The sequence below is a fragment of the Chromobacterium sp. ASV23 genome (assembly GCF_016428945.1).
Taxonomy (GTDB): Bacteria; Pseudomonadota; Gammaproteobacteria; order Burkholderiales; family Chromobacteriaceae; genus Chromobacterium; species Chromobacterium sinusclupearum.
Window position 1 is genome coordinate 1 of the sequence record NZ_JAELTR010000078.1, and the last position, 13574, is coordinate 13574.

General features: G+C 62.0%; 16 protein-coding genes. 6 read left to right on the top strand and 10 right to left on the bottom strand.

All coding sequences use genetic code 11. The annotated features are described in order from the left end of the window. From JHD59_RS20115 to hflK, 4 genes are all read right to left on the bottom strand, one after another. Window positions 1-568 (bottom strand): TerC family protein (locus tag JHD59_RS20115; protein WP_199155540.1); only part of this gene is annotated, 568 nt, incomplete at its 3' end. A gap of 9 nt (window positions 569-577) precedes the next feature. Continuing rightward, on the bottom strand, window positions 578-1831 hold the full coding sequence (locus tag JHD59_RS20120; RefSeq protein WP_199155541.1) for an NRAMP family divalent metal transporter: 1254 nt from the start codon (window positions 1829-1831) through the stop codon (window positions 578-580). Then, window positions 1828-2706: a protease modulator HflC gene (gene hflC / locus JHD59_RS20125; protein ID WP_199155542.1), complete on the bottom strand. Its 879-nt coding sequence runs from the start codon at window positions 2704-2706 to the stop codon at window positions 1828-1830. Before hflC ends, JHD59_RS20120 begins: the two co-directional genes overlap by 4 nt. Beyond that, entirely contained in the window at window positions 2706-3737 is a 1032-nt protein-coding gene (hflK, locus tag JHD59_RS20130) for an FtsH protease activity modulator HflK (RefSeq protein ID WP_199155543.1), read from the bottom strand. The genes hflC and hflK overlap by 1 nt, the downstream gene beginning before the upstream one ends. A gap of 231 nt (window positions 3738-3968) precedes the next feature. On the opposite strand from hflK, the gene JHD59_RS20135 reads away from it, so the two are divergent. The 3 genes from JHD59_RS20135 to JHD59_RS20145 all read left to right on the top strand — a co-directional run bounded on the left by JHD59_RS20135 (window position 3969) and on the right by JHD59_RS20145 (window position 5602). Beyond that, window positions 3969-4868, top strand: coding sequence for a prohibitin family protein (locus tag JHD59_RS20135; RefSeq protein WP_199155544.1), 900 nt, complete (start codon window positions 3969-3971; stop codon window positions 4866-4868). A 104-nt stretch (window positions 4869-4972) separates the two neighbouring features. After that, the gene (locus JHD59_RS20140; protein ID WP_103318591.1) at window positions 4973-5188 is read left to right on the top strand and encodes a YdcH family protein; all 216 of its coding nucleotides are present in this window, start codon (window positions 4973-4975) and stop codon (window positions 5186-5188) included. A gap of 120 nt (window positions 5189-5308) precedes the next feature. After that, window positions 5309-5602, top strand: coding sequence for a hypothetical protein (locus JHD59_RS20145; protein WP_103318590.1), 294 nt, complete (start codon window positions 5309-5311; stop codon window positions 5600-5602). A gap of 89 nt (window positions 5603-5691) precedes the next feature. On the opposite strand, the gene JHD59_RS20150 is transcribed toward JHD59_RS20145, so the two are convergent. Both JHD59_RS20150 and JHD59_RS20155 read right to left on the bottom strand, forming a co-directional pair. Next, the gene (locus JHD59_RS20150) at window positions 5692-6081 is read right to left on the bottom strand and encodes an SgcJ/EcaC family oxidoreductase (RefSeq protein WP_199155545.1); all 390 of its coding nucleotides are present in this window, start codon (window positions 6079-6081) and stop codon (window positions 5692-5694) included. A 77-nt stretch (window positions 6082-6158) separates the two neighbouring features. Beyond that, complete coding sequence (locus JHD59_RS20155) at window positions 6159-6929, bottom strand: 2OG-Fe dioxygenase family protein (RefSeq protein WP_199155546.1); 771 nt, start codon at window positions 6927-6929, stop codon at window positions 6159-6161. 151 nt (window positions 6930-7080) lie between these two features. Between JHD59_RS20155 and JHD59_RS20160 the strand changes: the two genes are divergently transcribed. Beyond that, the gene (locus JHD59_RS20160; RefSeq protein WP_233164423.1) at window positions 7081-7764 is read left to right on the top strand and encodes a DUF1345 domain-containing protein; all 684 of its coding nucleotides are present in this window, start codon (window positions 7081-7083) and stop codon (window positions 7762-7764) included. 62 nt (window positions 7765-7826) lie between these two features. Here the strand turns inward: JHD59_RS20160 and JHD59_RS20165 are convergent, their stop codons facing one another. From JHD59_RS20165 to aceB, 3 genes are all read right to left on the bottom strand, one after another. After that, entirely contained in the window at window positions 7827-8438 is a 612-nt protein-coding gene (locus JHD59_RS20165; RefSeq protein ID WP_103318582.1) for a glutathione S-transferase, read from the bottom strand. Window positions 8439-8527: 89 nt separating this feature from the next. Next, on the bottom strand, window positions 8528-9220 hold the full coding sequence (locus JHD59_RS20170; RefSeq protein ID WP_199155547.1) for an SIMPL domain-containing protein: 693 nt from the start codon (window positions 9218-9220) through the stop codon (window positions 8528-8530). Between the two features lie 148 nt (window positions 9221-9368). Continuing rightward, window positions 9369-10964 carry a malate synthase A gene (aceB, locus tag JHD59_RS20175; protein ID WP_199155548.1) on the bottom strand — a complete coding sequence of 532 codons (1596 nt, stop codon included), beginning with the start codon at window positions 10962-10964 and terminating at the stop codon, window positions 9369-9371. A gap of 127 nt (window positions 10965-11091) precedes the next feature. On the opposite strand from aceB, the gene JHD59_RS20180 reads away from it, so the two are divergent. Together JHD59_RS20180 and treR are read left to right on the top strand one after the other, a co-directional pair. Continuing rightward, window positions 11092-11988 carry a LysR family transcriptional regulator gene (locus tag JHD59_RS20180; RefSeq protein WP_103318577.1) on the top strand — a complete coding sequence of 299 codons (897 nt, stop codon included), beginning with the start codon at window positions 11092-11094 and terminating at the stop codon, window positions 11986-11988. A gap of 192 nt (window positions 11989-12180) precedes the next feature. After that, window positions 12181-12885 (top strand): trehalose operon repressor, encoded by a 705-nt coding sequence (gene treR, locus JHD59_RS20185; RefSeq protein WP_199155549.1) that lies wholly within the window; start codon window positions 12181-12183, stop codon window positions 12883-12885. 203 nt (window positions 12886-13088) lie between these two features. Here treR and JHD59_RS20190 read toward each other — a convergent pair whose 3' ends face one another. Continuing rightward, a complete protein-coding gene (locus JHD59_RS20190) occupies window positions 13089-13400 on the bottom strand; it encodes a hypothetical protein (RefSeq protein WP_199155550.1) in 312 nt (103 codons plus the stop codon). Between the last annotated feature and the right edge of the window lie 174 nt (window positions 13401-13574).

Consider the following 13574-nt stretch of genomic DNA (forward strand, 5'->3'; position numbering starts at 1 on the left):
CCGCCAAGCTGCCGGCCAGCCAGCCCAGCACCGCCGCGCCGGCGGGGATCAGCAGCGGGTAGTCGTCCATCAGCCGCGCCAGCAACAGGCTGCCGTACATCAGCAGGGGCACGCTGAGCATCAGGCCGAATAGCAGAAACCGCACGCTGCCCTGCGCGGCGGCGGCCAGCGCCACCACATTGTCCAGGCTCAACGCCAGATCGGCGCCCACCACCAGCATCACCGCATTCCACAATTGCTGGCTGTGCCCGGCCTGTTCCGCCAGTTGCGATCCATCGTCGCCGTCGGTTTCGCCCAGCAGCAGCTGCATGGCGATGACCAGCAGGATGACGGCGCCGATCAGCTTCAGCATCGGAACCATCAGCAGCACGCCGGTCAGGGCGGCCAAGACAAGCCGCAGCGCGATGGCGAAGCCGGTGCCCCACATGACGGCGCGGCGGCGCAGCGCCGGCGGCAGCGAGCGGCAGGCCAACGCGATCACCAGCGCGTTGTCGCCGCTGAGAATCAGGTCGAGGAAGGACACCTGAAAGGTCAGGCCAAAGGCATGGGCGAGGCTGTCGGGTTCCATTTTTATCCTTTAGCCCAGGCTGCCGACGATGCCGGCGTACAGGCTGAAGCCGGCCACCAGCAGCAAGAGCGGCGCCAGCGCCAGCCGGTAGCGCCGGCTCAGCTGCAGCGCCGGCGGCAGCTCGCGGCAGGCCAGCCAGTAGAGGCCTGCCAGCATGACCGGCAACAGCAGCGCGTTGGCCACCGAGGTGGCGATGGACAGCTTGACCAGATTCACGCCGGACGACACCAGCGCGCCGGTGACGATCAGCATGGCGGCGAAACTGCCGTAGAACCAAGGCGCCTCCAGCGGGTGCTTTTCCAGCGATTCGCGTTTGCCGGCCAGCTCGCCCAGCGTCCAGGCGCTGGTGAGGCAAACCACGATGGTGGCGACCAGCGCGCCGCCGGACAGGGCCAGCGCGAACAGCAGCTTGCCGCCAGTGGGGCCGAGCAGGCGGGTGAAGCCGCCGGCGATCTGCGGGATGGTGTCCAGGGTTTCGCCGCCGGCGCCGTTGCCGAAGGCCACCGCGGCGGCGATCAGGATGCCGGCGGTGATGACCTGGCACAGAATGGCGCCGAGCAGCGTATCCAGCCGCGCCGGTTTCAGGTCATCCAGCGTCAGGCCCTTGTCCAGCATGGCCGACTGTTGGTAGCACAGCGTCCACGGCATGATGCAGGTGCCGATATTGGCGGCGGCGAGCAGCAGGTAGTCATGGTTGGCCAGCGGCAGCTGGCTGAGCTGCGCCAGCATTTGTCCGGGCGCGGGGTGGGCCAGCCACGCTTCGGCCAGGAAGGCCAGCTCGAACACGCCCAGGCCGATGGCGATGCGCTCCACCGAGCGGTAGCTGCCGGTGCACACCATGATGAAAATCAGCGCGCACAAGAGCCCTATGCTGTGCCAGACCGGAATGCCGAAGATCTGGGCTATGCCGGCCAGGCCGCTCAATTGGGTGGCCAGCGCCCCCAGACAACTGGTCAGCAGCAGGGCCGCGGAAGCCCGTTCGGCGCGGCGTCCCCAGCGCCGGCGCACCAGTTCGCCATAGCTCTTGCCGGTGCCCAGCGCCAACCGTATCGTCAGCTCCTGCGCCATGTACAGCACGGGGATCAGCAGCAGGAGCAGCGGCAGCATGCGGTAGCCCCAGTGCGCGCCGCTCTGCGCGGCGGCGATCACGCTGCCGGTTTCGGTGTCGGCCAGCATCACCACCAGGCCGGGGCCGACGGCCGCCAGCAGGTGGCGCAAGCGGCGTAGTGTGCTGGGTGGCAGCGCCATGCTGGCTTCGCTCATGGTTTGGCGCCCACGGGGCCGTTTTTCAGGTCATGCAGCAGCGCCGAATCCGGCGACAGCACCAGCACCGGCGCGGAGTCCGCCAGCGACTGGCGATAGGTCTGCAGCGAGCGGTAGAACTTGTAGAACTTGGGATCGCGGCTGAAGGCCTGGGCCAGGATGCGGCCGGCCTCGGCGTCGGCCTCGCCGTGGGTGATGGCGCTTTGGCGCTGCGCCTCGGACAGGATCACGGTGCGGTCGCGGTCGGCCTTGGCCTGGATTTGCTGCGCCCATTCCGCGCCCTGGGCGCGCAATTCCTTCGCCTCCTGTTGGCGGGCGGATTTCATGCGGTCGTAGATGGCCTGGCTGGTTTCCAGGGGCAGGTCGGCGCGGTGCAGTTGCACTTCCGTCACTTCCAGGCCCATCGGCCGGGCGCGTTCCACCACTTCCTGCTGGATGCGTTCGACAATGCTGCGGCGGCGCGGCGACAGCAGGTCGGTCAGCGGCGCCTTGCCCAGCTCGCGCCGCAGCGAGGTGCTGACCAGTTGCGTCAGCTGCGCGCGCGCCTGCTCCTCGGTGCGCAGCGCCTGGTAGAAGCGCAGGGTGTCGGCGATGCGATAGCGGGTATAGGTTTCCACTTCCAGCCGCTTCTCGTCGCCCAGAATGATCTGCTCCGGCGGCGGCGCCAGTATTTGCAGGCGGGTATCGTAATACTGCACGCTATCAATCAGCGGCAGCTTGAATTTCAGTCCCGGCTCGCCGTCCACGTTGACCGGCGCGCCCAACCGCACCACCAGCGCCTTCTGCCCCTCGTTCAACGTGTATTGCGCCGACAAGGCCAGCCATACGGCGGCGATGCCCGCCACCCAGCCTACCCCGCGCCATTGCTTGTCCATCAGCGGTTCTCCTTGCCGGCCTTGGCTTTGTCCTGCAGCTGCAATAGCGGCAGCACGCCGGCGCCGTTCTTGCCGGTGCCGTCTATCACCACCTTGCTGGCCTTTTTGAGCATCTCGTCCATGCTTTCCAGATATAGGCGCCAGGCGGTCACATCCTTGGCCTGGGCGTAGGTCTGGTACACCGAATCAAAGCGTTTGGCCTCGCCCTGCGCCAGATTGACCACCTGGCTGCGATAGGCCTCGGCCTCCTGGCGGATGCGTTCCGCCTCGCCGCGCGCCTTGGGCAGGATGTCGTTGCTGTAGGCCTGGGCCTCGTTGCGGGCGCGCTCCTGGTCGGCGCGGGCGCGCTGCACATCGTTGAAGGCGTCGATCACCGCCGCCGGCGGATCCACCCGCTGCAGCTGCACCTGGGTGATCAGGATGCCGGCTTGCTGGGCATCCAGCCTTTGCTGGATCAGGCCGCGGGTTTCCTCGGCCACCTGCTGGCGGCGGTTGGACATCGCCGCCTGGATGGGAGTGTGCGAGAGCACCTCGCGCAAGGCGCCTTCGGCGGTGATGCGCAGCGCCTCTTCCGGCTTGTTGGTGCGGAACAGGAACTGGCCGGCGTCCTTGATGCGCCAGAATACCGCGCAATCGGCCTCGACGATGTTTTCGTCGCCGGTCAGCATCTGTTTCTCGCGCGGGTCGGCCGCGTCCGGCGGCGAGCCTTCGTACAAATTGGCCAGCTTCAGTTGCTTGATCTGGGTGGCCTTTGGCAACTGCACGGTTTCGATCGGCCAGGGCAGGTGGTAGTGCAGGCCGGCCGAGGTGGTGTCGGTCCAGCGGCCGAAGCGCTGCACCACGCCTTGCTCGTCGGGCTGCACGCGATAGATGCCCGAAGCCAGCCAGACGATGGCGGCCATCCCGGATAACAGCGCCAGCCCCTTGCCGCGCATGCCTAGCAACGCCAGCGTGTAGTCCAGGCGCTGGCGAATGGCGCCGAATGTCGAATCCGCGGCGTGGGTTTCTCTGGGAGGGGACTGGCTGGGCATGGAGGGGCATCCTGGTGTTTTGACCTTCTTGTTAAGCGGGTTAACGCAGTCGATGCCGCTTGGATGACATCTGTTGCCAATTTAGCCCATTACAGATGCGTTCGGGCGGCAACCATCGCAAACCCGGTTTATCCATATTGCATTGAATTGTTTGCAAGACATATGCTGTGATGGGCAGATGGCTGGCGGATGGCGCCGGCGGCACCGTTGCCCATTTATCGGGATGATGGCATGCAAGCGTTGAAGGGATGGATGTGGAAACTTGGCGTGGCCGCACTGGGCTTGATCGTATTGTTCAATATATTGGACAAGACCATATTGAGCTGGACCGTGATCAATCCCGGCTATACCGGCATCAAGATCAACCGTTTGGTAGACCGCGGCATCAGCAAGGAAAACGTGGTCACCGGCTTTGTGTTTTACAACCCCATCCAGAGCGTGGTGGTGGTGTACCCCACCTTCGTGCAGCGCGAGGTATGGACCCGGTCGGCTACCGAGGGCAGTCCGGCTAACGAGGAGTTGAGTTTCAATACCAAGGACTCGGTGCCGGTGGCGATAGACGTGGCGGTGTCCTACCTGCTGCGCGCCGACAAGGTGCCGGAGTTCTATACCCGTTTCCGCGCCGACGACATCTCCAACTGGACGCATGGCTATCTGCGAGACACCGCCCGCAATATCGTGGTGGCCATCGGTTCCGAATACAGTTTTGACGATATCAACGGCGTCAAGAAGGAAGAGTTTCTGAACCGCGTGGCGGCGGAGTTGAACCGGCGCACGCAGCCGATAGGCGTGACCATCCAGCAATTCGGCCTGGTGGGGGCGCTCCGGCCGCCGCCGGAACTGGCCAACGCGGTCAATGCCAAGACCAAGGCGATCCAGGACTCCATCCGCACCGAAAACGAAGTGCGCGCGGCCCAGGCCGAGGCAAGGAAAAAGGTGGCGATCGCCGAGGGCGAGGCAGCGGCCAACCGCGCGCTGGCCTCGTCGCTGGACGACAGGCTGCTGGCCTGGGAGAGGCTGAAGCTGCAGCGCGCCTACATCGATAAATGGAATGGCCAGATGCCTGGCGTGGTCAGCGGGGAGGGCGGCGGCATGCTGCTGAATATTCCGGCGCCCGCCGCGCAGAAATGAGGCGCTTTAGCTGAGGCAGGTCAAGCGGCCAGCAAGGATTTGCCTTTAGCATGGGGTCATGAGCCGGCGCGGCCAGCGCCGCCACCCCACCCAGGAGGCTGCTGATGTTTCCCGAATACCGCGATCTGATTTCCCGCCTGAAGACAGAAGATGCCCGTTTCGCCAAGCTGTTCGACCTGCACAACCAGTTGGATCAGCAGATCAAGAACATGGAAGAACGGATTGTTTCCGCTACTCAGCAGGAAATTGAAGTGCTGAAGAAAGAAAAGCTGAAGCTGAAGGACGAGTTGTACGTCTTGTTGAAGTCGCATACGTCCTGATTGCCTCATCGCTTGCCCGCGTCGTATAGGCCGAAACCATTGGTTTCGGCTTTTTTGCTGCACATGAGAACAGTTAGAACTAAAACTATAAAACGATCATGCAGCGACGGGGACGCAACCATGCACTTCGACGAAGTCCACAGCAAACATTTTGTCACCCTCAGCAGGACGCCGCAGCCGCATGTCCTGATGGAGCAGGCCCTGGTGGCCATGGGAGGCGGCGGCAACGACGGCATGAATTTCCGCAAGCAAGCGCTGGCGGCGGCGGGATGGAGCTATGACGGCCTAGTGCCGTTCGCCAAGCATCCCGATCATGCCGCCCAGGCCTTTAACAAACTGCGCCAGGCTTTCGCCAAGGCAGACACGCCGGAGCAGCTGCTGGAGGCTTTGGGAATCAATGAGGGCCTGATCTGACCCCAGCCAGGCGGGTGGTGGACCATCATGCCTTTTACGATGGCGGCGCGCATTGCGCCGCCATTGTCTATTCGCATGTCAGTTTTGGCTTACTGCTGCGGCTCCAGCAATTGGTGGCCGTAGGAGTTGTCTATGGCGCAGCGCCAGGCGCCGTCAGTGTCCTGAGCGAAGACATAGGTGGCGTCGCGAGTGATTTCGTCCAGCTCATCCGCCTTCAACCGGGTTTTGGCCAAGGCCAGCGCGCTGGCGCCGCTGTGCAGAATATGCACGGCGTCCTGGCTGACTTGCAGGCTGTGGTTGAAATGGGCGGCGATGGTAATAAAGGCTTGCCGGATCTGCTCTTTGCCGCAGGCGTTGAGTCCAGGGCGGATCACCAGAACGGCGTCGTCGGCGTAGAAATCCATGAGCCGGTCAAAGTCTTGCGCGTTGATCGCGGCGTCGGCGGCGGCGATCAGCTGGGCGACGGGATGATCTTGCATGGCGGCCTCCTCATGCGGGCGATATTGCCACTTTACGCCGGTTTGCGCGGTCTGGATATCCGGCGCGCAGGGCAGCGTCAGCGCCGCCTAAAACTCAGCAACAGCACATCGCGGATGCCATCGCGGGAGGGGTCCAGTTGCGCGACCGGCGTCACCCCGTGCAGCACCCGTTCGTCGTTGATGAGAACCAGGTCCAGCGGGTCGGTCAGCGTGAACTCGGCCAGCGGCTCATGTTCCAAGTTGTACAGTTCGGTGGCGCCGTTCACCAGATTGTGCCGGCCCACCATCATGATCAACAGAAACTGCATGCCGTCGCGATGTATGCCTTCCGGGGTGGGTTTGCCAGACAGGCGGTTGCGCGCCTCGATCCGGTACTGGTGCGCCTCGATGTGCCACGGCGTGTATGGCGAGAGCTTGCCGAACACGCTGCAAGCGAGCTTTAGCACGGATTGCATGGTGTGGCCGAGCAGGATCTCGTTGCGTATCGGCTCGTAGTGGCGCGGCACGCCGCCGTTCAGCGGATTGTAGAAGCGGCTCTGGTAATGCGGCTGATGCGGCTCGGCGCGGGCGTGGCGCGCGCCAGGCTGGGCGCTGAGCGTGGCATGCAGCCGTTTGCGGTAGCGGCCGCCATCCGCCATGAATTTGTCCAACTGCAAGTGGTTCCAGCTATCATGGAACGCTTCCCAGTCATCCAGCGCCGACGCATTGCCCTGTAATAGCAGCTGACGCGTCCTATCCGCGGGAAGCAGGCAGAAATCTTGGCATGCCAGCCTTTGGCAAACCGACTCGAGTAAGGCGTCATCATTCAGCATCGCAGGCTGCTGGGGCGAGTAAGATGCCGAGCTCATGCTGTTGTCCTGTTTTGTCGATTTGCGGATTGTGCCCGGTTTTTTGGAAAAACAAAAATAAATATTTGTTATAAATTGCACATGTCAATTGGGATTTTTGAGTCCATCGCTGGCGCTTCCATCCACCTCAATCAAGGAGCAAGAGTAGCCCATGACCCTGTTCGCCATCGCCCGTCGTTCCCTATTTGTCCGCCTTGTGCTGGCCCGACCCCGCTTGAGCTGGTCGGCGTTGTTCGGCATGTTGGTCATCCTGATCCTGCCTTATGTCGTCGAGATGCATGATGTCACTCGCTACATCGTCGGCTGGAACGCCGGCGCCTGGCTGTATCTGGCCTTGGCCGGCGGCATGATGTTCGGGCCGCGCCGCCAGTCGGTGAGGCATTGGGCCAGATTAGAGGATGAAGGGCAGTGGCTGGTGCTGTTGCTGGTGTGCCTGGCAGCGGCGGCCAGCCTGAGCGCTATCGTGATGGAGTTGGCGGTGGTGAAGGACATGCACGGCTGGCAGCGCGCAACCCATATCGGTTTGGCGGTGCTGACGCTGTTGTCGTCCTGGGCGTTTACCCATGTGATGTTCGCCTTGCACTATGCGCGGGCCTTTTATGCCGAGGAGGCGCGCGGCGGGTCCGGCGGCTTGGAGTTTCCGGGCACGGATCAGCCGGACTACAGCGATTTTCTGTATTTTGCCTTCATCATCGGCACCTCGGGCCAGACCGCGGACGTCAGCTTCACCAGTTCTTGTCAGCGCCGCACCGGGACCGTGCATTGCGTGCTGGCTTTCTTCTTCAATGCCACCGTGCTGGCGTTGATGATCAATATCGCCGCCGGCTTGATCTGAATACGGCAAATGAAAACGCCACCGGTTCTTACCGGTGGCGCTTTGCCGGAAGCCGTTAAAAATCAGGCTGCGGGCGGCTCGGTGTCGATGAAGGACTGGCGTTGGTTCAAACGCTGCAGCAGCCCGTCCAGGTTCGGATAGGCGGCGCGCCATTGGATTTCCGGCGCGCGGAAGTCCAGATAAGCCAGGCAGCAGCCAACGGCGATATCGGCCAGGCTGTAGCCGTGGCTGGTGCACCATGGCTTCTCGCCCAAGTCTTCCGACAGCGCGGCCAGGCCGCGCAGAATCTTGCCGCGCTGGCGCTCCACCACTTCCTCCATCTGCTTTTCAGGCGGGCGGCGATGTTCCAGCACGATGGTCACCATGGCGTCGATGATGCCGTCCGCCAGCGCCTCCCAGCGCCGGGTATTGATGATCTGACGGTTGTCCTGCGGCAGCAGGCGCGACACGGGCGAGCTGTTTTCCAGATATTCGACTATCACCCGCGAGTCATACAGCGTGGAGCCGTCGTCCAGTTCCAGCACGGGCACCTTGCCCAGCGGGTTGTACTCCGGCACGCGGGTGTTGTCGCTCCAGGGCACATCTTCCTCGAGCGGGCAGTCGATTTTCTTTTCAGCCAGCACGATGCGCACCTTGCGGGCATAGGGGCTGGTCAAAGAGGCGATCAGTTTCATTTTCGGCGATGGAGAGATGACAGGGAGGTTGCCGGCCCCCGGGGCGGCCAGCACCTAACTTTAGCGCAAGCCGGCCGGGGCTGAAAGCCTTACTTGAGTTCGACCTTGCCGCTGACTTGCAGTTGCAGCTGGCTTTGGCCCGGTTGCAGGTCTGGCTGGGCGACATTGGCTTCGGCGCCGGCCATCGCCGCCTTCATCATCATGACCGGGGGCCTGAAGCCGTGGTTTTGCTGGCCGATGTCCAGCTGCTGAATGTTGACCACGCTCTTGCCCAGGGCCTTGGCGGCGATCTCGGCCTGGCTCTTCAGGCTGGCGATGGCCTCCGGAATCATGCCTTGCTCGGCCTCGCGCCGCGCCAGATCGGATACGCCGAATTGCACGCCCTGCAACAGCATGGTTTGCTGCAGCTTGGCGATCAGTTCTGCCGCCTGGCTGAAGTTGCGGCTCTTCAGCTGGATTTCCGAACGGCCTTGCCAGCCGTTGATCTTGCCGTTCTTGTCATAGCTGGGCCAGGTGTTGTAGCTGCCGCTGGAAAGCTGGACTTCCTTGTATGTTTTGCCCTGTGCCAGGCCGCTGGCGGTGATCTTGTTCAACCTGTCCGCCAGAACTGCCGCTTGACTGTTGCTTTGTTGCACATACAGCGTGGCGGAGATCTCGTCGTTAGGGACTTCGCGCTGCGCATTGGCGGATAGATTGAGCTGGATGCCGTCAGCGGCGGCGAACGGCGCCGCGCCAGCCAACAGGCAGCACATCAGCATGGGTTTGATGCGGGATTTTTTCATTTCGGCTCCTGAGCGGATGGATGGCGGAAAGTAGACTCCGCTTCGATCTGCTTGGCAAGCGCCGGTTCCATGCTGTGTGGCATTTTCATTGTCGATGAAAAATGCCAAACGGCCGCATTTGGGCCGTTTGGCAAGCCATGGCTGGCGGTCAGGCGATGTATTCGTAGCCCGGCAGCGTCAGGAATTCGACGAAGTCGTCCGAGGTGGTCAGCAGGTCGAACATCTTGGCCGCGTCGTCATACTGTTGCGTCCAGCGGTTGCCGTATTCGGACTTCAGCTTGGCCACTTCCTGGGCCTGCAGCGCGCGGAACAGCTCGACTGTGACCTTGCGGCCGTCGTCCAGCACGCCCTTGGGCGAGCGTATCCATTGCCAGATCTGCGAGCGCGAAATCTCGGCGGTGGCGGCGTCTTCCATCAGGTTGTGGATGGGCACGCAGCCGTTGCCGGAGATCCAGGCGCCCAGATACTGAATGCCGACGTTGATGTTCATGGCCAGGCCGGCCTCGGTGATCGGCGCTTCCGGCTGGAAGTTCAAGAGATCGGCAGCGCTGACCTGTACGTCCGGGCGCTGCTTCGATATCTGGTTGGGTGCGTCGCCCAGCACGGCGCTGAAAGCGGCGTCAGCAATCGACACCAGGCCCGGGTGGGCCACCCAGCCGCCGTCGTAGCCGTCGGTGGCATCGCGGTCCTTGTCGGCTTTGACGCCGGCCAGCGCCTTTTCATTGGCCGCTGCGTCGTTCTTGATCGGAATCAGCGCCGCCATGCCGCCTATGGCCGGGGCCTGGCGGTGGTGGCAGGTCTTCAGCAGCAACAGGGCGTAGGCGCGCATGAAGGGCACAGTCATGGTGATCTGGGCGCGGTTGGCCAGGCAGAAGTCGCGGTTCTGCTTGAACTTCTTGATGCAGCTGAAGATGTAGTCCCAGCGGCCGGCATTCAGGCCGGCGGAGTGCTCGCGCAGTTCGTACAGGATTTCATCCATCTCGAAGGCGGCGAGGATGGTCTCGATCAGCACCGTGGCCTTGATCGTGCCTTGCGGGACGTTCAGCTCGTTCTGGGCGAACACGAACACATCGTTCCACAGCCGCGCTTCCAGATGGCTTTCCATCTTGGGCAAATAGTAATAGGTGGCGCTGCCGTGTTCGCGCAGGTAATGGATGTTGTGGAAGAAGGACAGGCCGAAGTCGAACAGGCTGCCGGACACGCTCTCGCCGTCCACCTTGACGTGCTTTTCCATCAGGTGCCAGCCGCGCGGACGCAGCAGCAGGGTGGCGAAGCTGTCGTTGAGCTGGTACTGCTTGCCTTCCGGACTGGTGTAGGAAATGGTCTTGCGGTAGGCGTCGCGTACGTTGATCTGGCCGTTGATCTGGTTGTCCCAGCTCGGGCAGTTGGAGTCCTCGAAGTCCGCCATGAAGCTCTTGGCGCCGGAATTCAGCGCGTTGATCATCATCTTGCGCTCCACCGGGCCGGTGATTTCCACGCGGCGGTCCAACAGGTCCGCCGGCAGCGGGGCGATTTTCCAGTCGCCGGCGCGCACGGCGGCGGTTTGGGGCAGGAAGTCCGGCAGCTTGCCGGAGTCCAGCTCCGCCTGGCGCGCCACGCGGGCTGCCATGCGCTCGCGGCGCGTGGCCTCGAAGCGGCGGTGCAGCTTGGCGACGAAAGCCAAAGCCTCGGGGGTGAGGATTTCGGCGTAAGCCGGGGTGACATCGGCGAGGATTTCCACGCCCTGCGGAAGATTGGCTGCCATGCGCGCGCTCCTTGGATAGCGGTAAGGGTAAGAGAATTGCTGCAATGCAATGATTGACAGTCTATTCGGCACGCGAGTAAAAAGAAATGGCGTGATTTGCATAACATTTTTTACTTTTAGGTAGCCAATGAGCGAGCTGAAGCAGCTGGAAACCTTTGTCGCCGTGGTGGGCCTGGGCAGCCAGTCGGCGGCGGCGCGGCAGCTGGGCGTGGTGCCTGCCATGGTGGGACGGCGGCTGGACGCGCTGGAGGAGCGGCTGGGCGTGCGCCTCTTGGTGCGCACCACGCGCAGCGTGGCGCCGACGCAGGAGGGCGAGGCTTTCTATGAAGATTGCCAGCGCATCCTGGCCGATCTGACAGAGGCCGAGGCGGCGGTGGCGTCCGGCAGCGGCAAGGCGCGCGGCCATCTGCGCTTGTCCGCCCCGGCCGGTTTCGGCCGCCGCCACGTAGCGCCGCACGTTGCGGCGTTTCAGCGCCTGCATCCGGAAGTGAAGGTCACTTTGGACCTGTCCGATAGATTGGTGGACTTGCAGCGCGATCGCATCGACTGCGCCATCCGCATCTCCGACCTGGCCGATTCCAGCCTGGTGGCCATCCGCCTGGCGGAGAACCGCCGCGTGGTGGTGGCCGCGCCGGCGTATCTGGCCGCTCACGGCACGCCGCGCGCGCTGGAGGATTTGCAGCATCATCAATGTTTGTCGTTGGGCGAAAGCCAGAGCCGAGGCTGGAGCTTTGTGCGTGATGGCAAACCGGTGAATCTGAAAGTCAGCGGCGCGCTGGAGTGCAATGACGGCGCGGTATTGCATGACTGGGCCTTGCATGGTCTGGGCCTGGCCTGGCGGTCTCTGTGGGAGGTCAAGGATGACTTGTCCAAGGGGCGGCTGGTGACGGTGCTGGATGATTACGCCTCGCCGGATTACCCGGTCTACGCCGTGCTGCCGCAGCGGCGCTTTTTGCCGGCGCGCGTGCGCCATTTCATCGATCATCTGCGGGCGGCTTATGCGGCGCCCGGCTATTGGGACTAAGAGCCGCTCACAAAACCTCGTTAGAGAACCTGAGCCAAGGCGCGCCGACGCAGACAGTACTTGAGTACGGCAAGGAGGCGCAACGCAGGATCAGGGGTTTTGTTAGCAGGTCTAAGGCGGTTTGCCGCGGCGCGGCCATCTTGCTAAGGTGGGCGCTTGGCGCGAGGGGCCGCGCGATTCAAAGACAAGAACGTGAACAAATATCACCAGATTTATGCCGATATCGCCGCCGATATCGATAACCAGCGATACGCCCAGGGCGACAAGATCCCATCCGAATCCGAACTGATGCACCACTACGAGGCCAGCCGCGGCACCGTGCGCAAGGCGGTGGACATGCTGCAGGAGCGCGGCTACGTGCAGAAAATCCACGGCAAGGGCATGTTCGTGCTCAAGCCGGGCAATATCGAATTCCACCTCAGCGGCATCGTCAGCTTTCAGGAAATGAATGAGCGCATGGGCCGCCAGGTGGCCTCGCGCGTGGCGGAACTGGCGCGCGCGCCGGTGGACGCCGCGCTGGCTCAGGCCACCGGCTTGCCGCAAGGCGAGGAGATGGTCAGGATCAAGCGGGTGCGCAATATCGACGGCGAAAACGTGATCCTGGACGTCAATCACTTCGTCGCCGAGCTGATCCCCGGCCTGACCGAAGACATCGCCGCCGGCTCCATCTACCGCTACATCGAGCAGGAGCTGGGGCTGACCATCAGCTATGCCCAGCGCATCATCGAGGCCCAGCCTTGCAGCGACGACGACCGCCGCTACCTGGACCTGAACGGCATGGACCACGTGATCGTGGTCAAAAACCTGACCCACCTCTACGACGGACGGCTATTCGAATACACCGAGTCGCGGCATCGTCTGGACAAGTTTTATTTTACGGATATTGCGAGGCGTTAGTCTTATTCCATCAGGGCTTGCGCAATGGGGGGCATCATGGCGTAAGTCCAAGAAGCTGGGCTCGCACATCTACACATAGCCCAGCATGACGGCGATTTTTTCGGTTGTTACAGTCATGGCTTATCTCAAAAAAAGCCGATCAAGGCGGCTAAATTGATCATTCAATCACGAATTAATGCATAAGCAGAAACACAATCATCCACTCAATTTTTTGGCTTTATTTTCCTGATATACACAACTTCAATTCTATCACCAAAAATACCACCAAAAAAATCACCTACTCGAACCTTAATTTCAAAGTTCTCATTTTTCGGCGTATGCACTTGCATAACAACTCTAACGGGCCAAACCATCTTGTTTGACGTTATAGACTTTACAATACAGCCAGGATGGTTATTTTGTAGCCAATCAACAGCCATGCCTCGTGCGATTCCATCTCTGCGCACCATCTCAATATATACGCCATATGCAACAGCAATTAAAAATAAAATTGAAACCACCATCTGTATCCACATTTTATGCCACCCTGCAATGGCTTTGCATGCCAACGGCTTGCAAAGCCACTATTAAGAAATCTACGCTTCTGACATCATTGCTTCGACTTCATTGTGCCGACCACCGCCGCCCCCACCTACACCACCACCGCCACTGTCTCTTATACACATCTCCGAGCCCACGAGACTCCGCCA

Excerpts from the sequence above, each read along its gene's own strand:
- JHD59_RS20120 (WP_199155541.1), bottom strand. The coding sequence starts at position 1,831 with ATGAGCGAAGCCAGCATGGCGCTGCCACCCAGCACACTACGCCGCTTG.
- hflC (WP_199155542.1), bottom strand. The coding sequence starts at position 2,706 with ATGGACAAGCAATGGCGCGGGGTAGGCTGGGTGGCGGGCATCGCCGCC.
- hflK (WP_199155543.1), bottom strand. The coding sequence starts at position 3,737 with ATGCCCAGCCAGTCCCCTCCCAGAGAAACCCACGCCGCGGATTCGACA.
- JHD59_RS20135 (WP_199155544.1), top strand. The coding sequence starts at position 3,969 with ATGCAAGCGTTGAAGGGATGGATGTGGAAACTTGGCGTGGCCGCACTG.
- JHD59_RS20140 (WP_103318591.1), top strand. The coding sequence starts at position 4,973 with ATGTTTCCCGAATACCGCGATCTGATTTCCCGCCTGAAGACAGAAGAT.
- JHD59_RS20145 (WP_103318590.1), top strand. The coding sequence starts at position 5,309 with ATGCACTTCGACGAAGTCCACAGCAAACATTTTGTCACCCTCAGCAGG.
- JHD59_RS20150 (WP_199155545.1), bottom strand. The coding sequence starts at position 6,081 with ATGCAAGATCATCCCGTCGCCCAGCTGATCGCCGCCGCCGACGCCGCG.
- JHD59_RS20155 (WP_199155546.1), bottom strand. The coding sequence starts at position 6,929 with ATGAGCTCGGCATCTTACTCGCCCCAGCAGCCTGCGATGCTGAATGAT.
- JHD59_RS20160 (WP_233164423.1), top strand. The coding sequence starts at position 7,081 with ATGACCCTGTTCGCCATCGCCCGTCGTTCCCTATTTGTCCGCCTTGTG.
- JHD59_RS20165 (WP_103318582.1), bottom strand. The coding sequence starts at position 8,438 with ATGAAACTGATCGCCTCTTTGACCAGCCCCTATGCCCGCAAGGTGCGC.
- JHD59_RS20170 (WP_199155547.1), bottom strand. The coding sequence starts at position 9,220 with ATGAAAAAATCCCGCATCAAACCCATGCTGATGTGCTGCCTGTTGGCT.
- aceB (WP_199155548.1), bottom strand. The coding sequence starts at position 10,964 with ATGGCAGCCAATCTTCCGCAGGGCGTGGAAATCCTCGCCGATGTCACC.
- JHD59_RS20180 (WP_103318577.1), top strand. The coding sequence starts at position 11,092 with ATGAGCGAGCTGAAGCAGCTGGAAACCTTTGTCGCCGTGGTGGGCCTG.
- JHD59_RS20190 (WP_199155550.1), bottom strand. The coding sequence starts at position 13,400 with ATGTGGATACAGATGGTGGTTTCAATTTTATTTTTAATTGCTGTTGCA.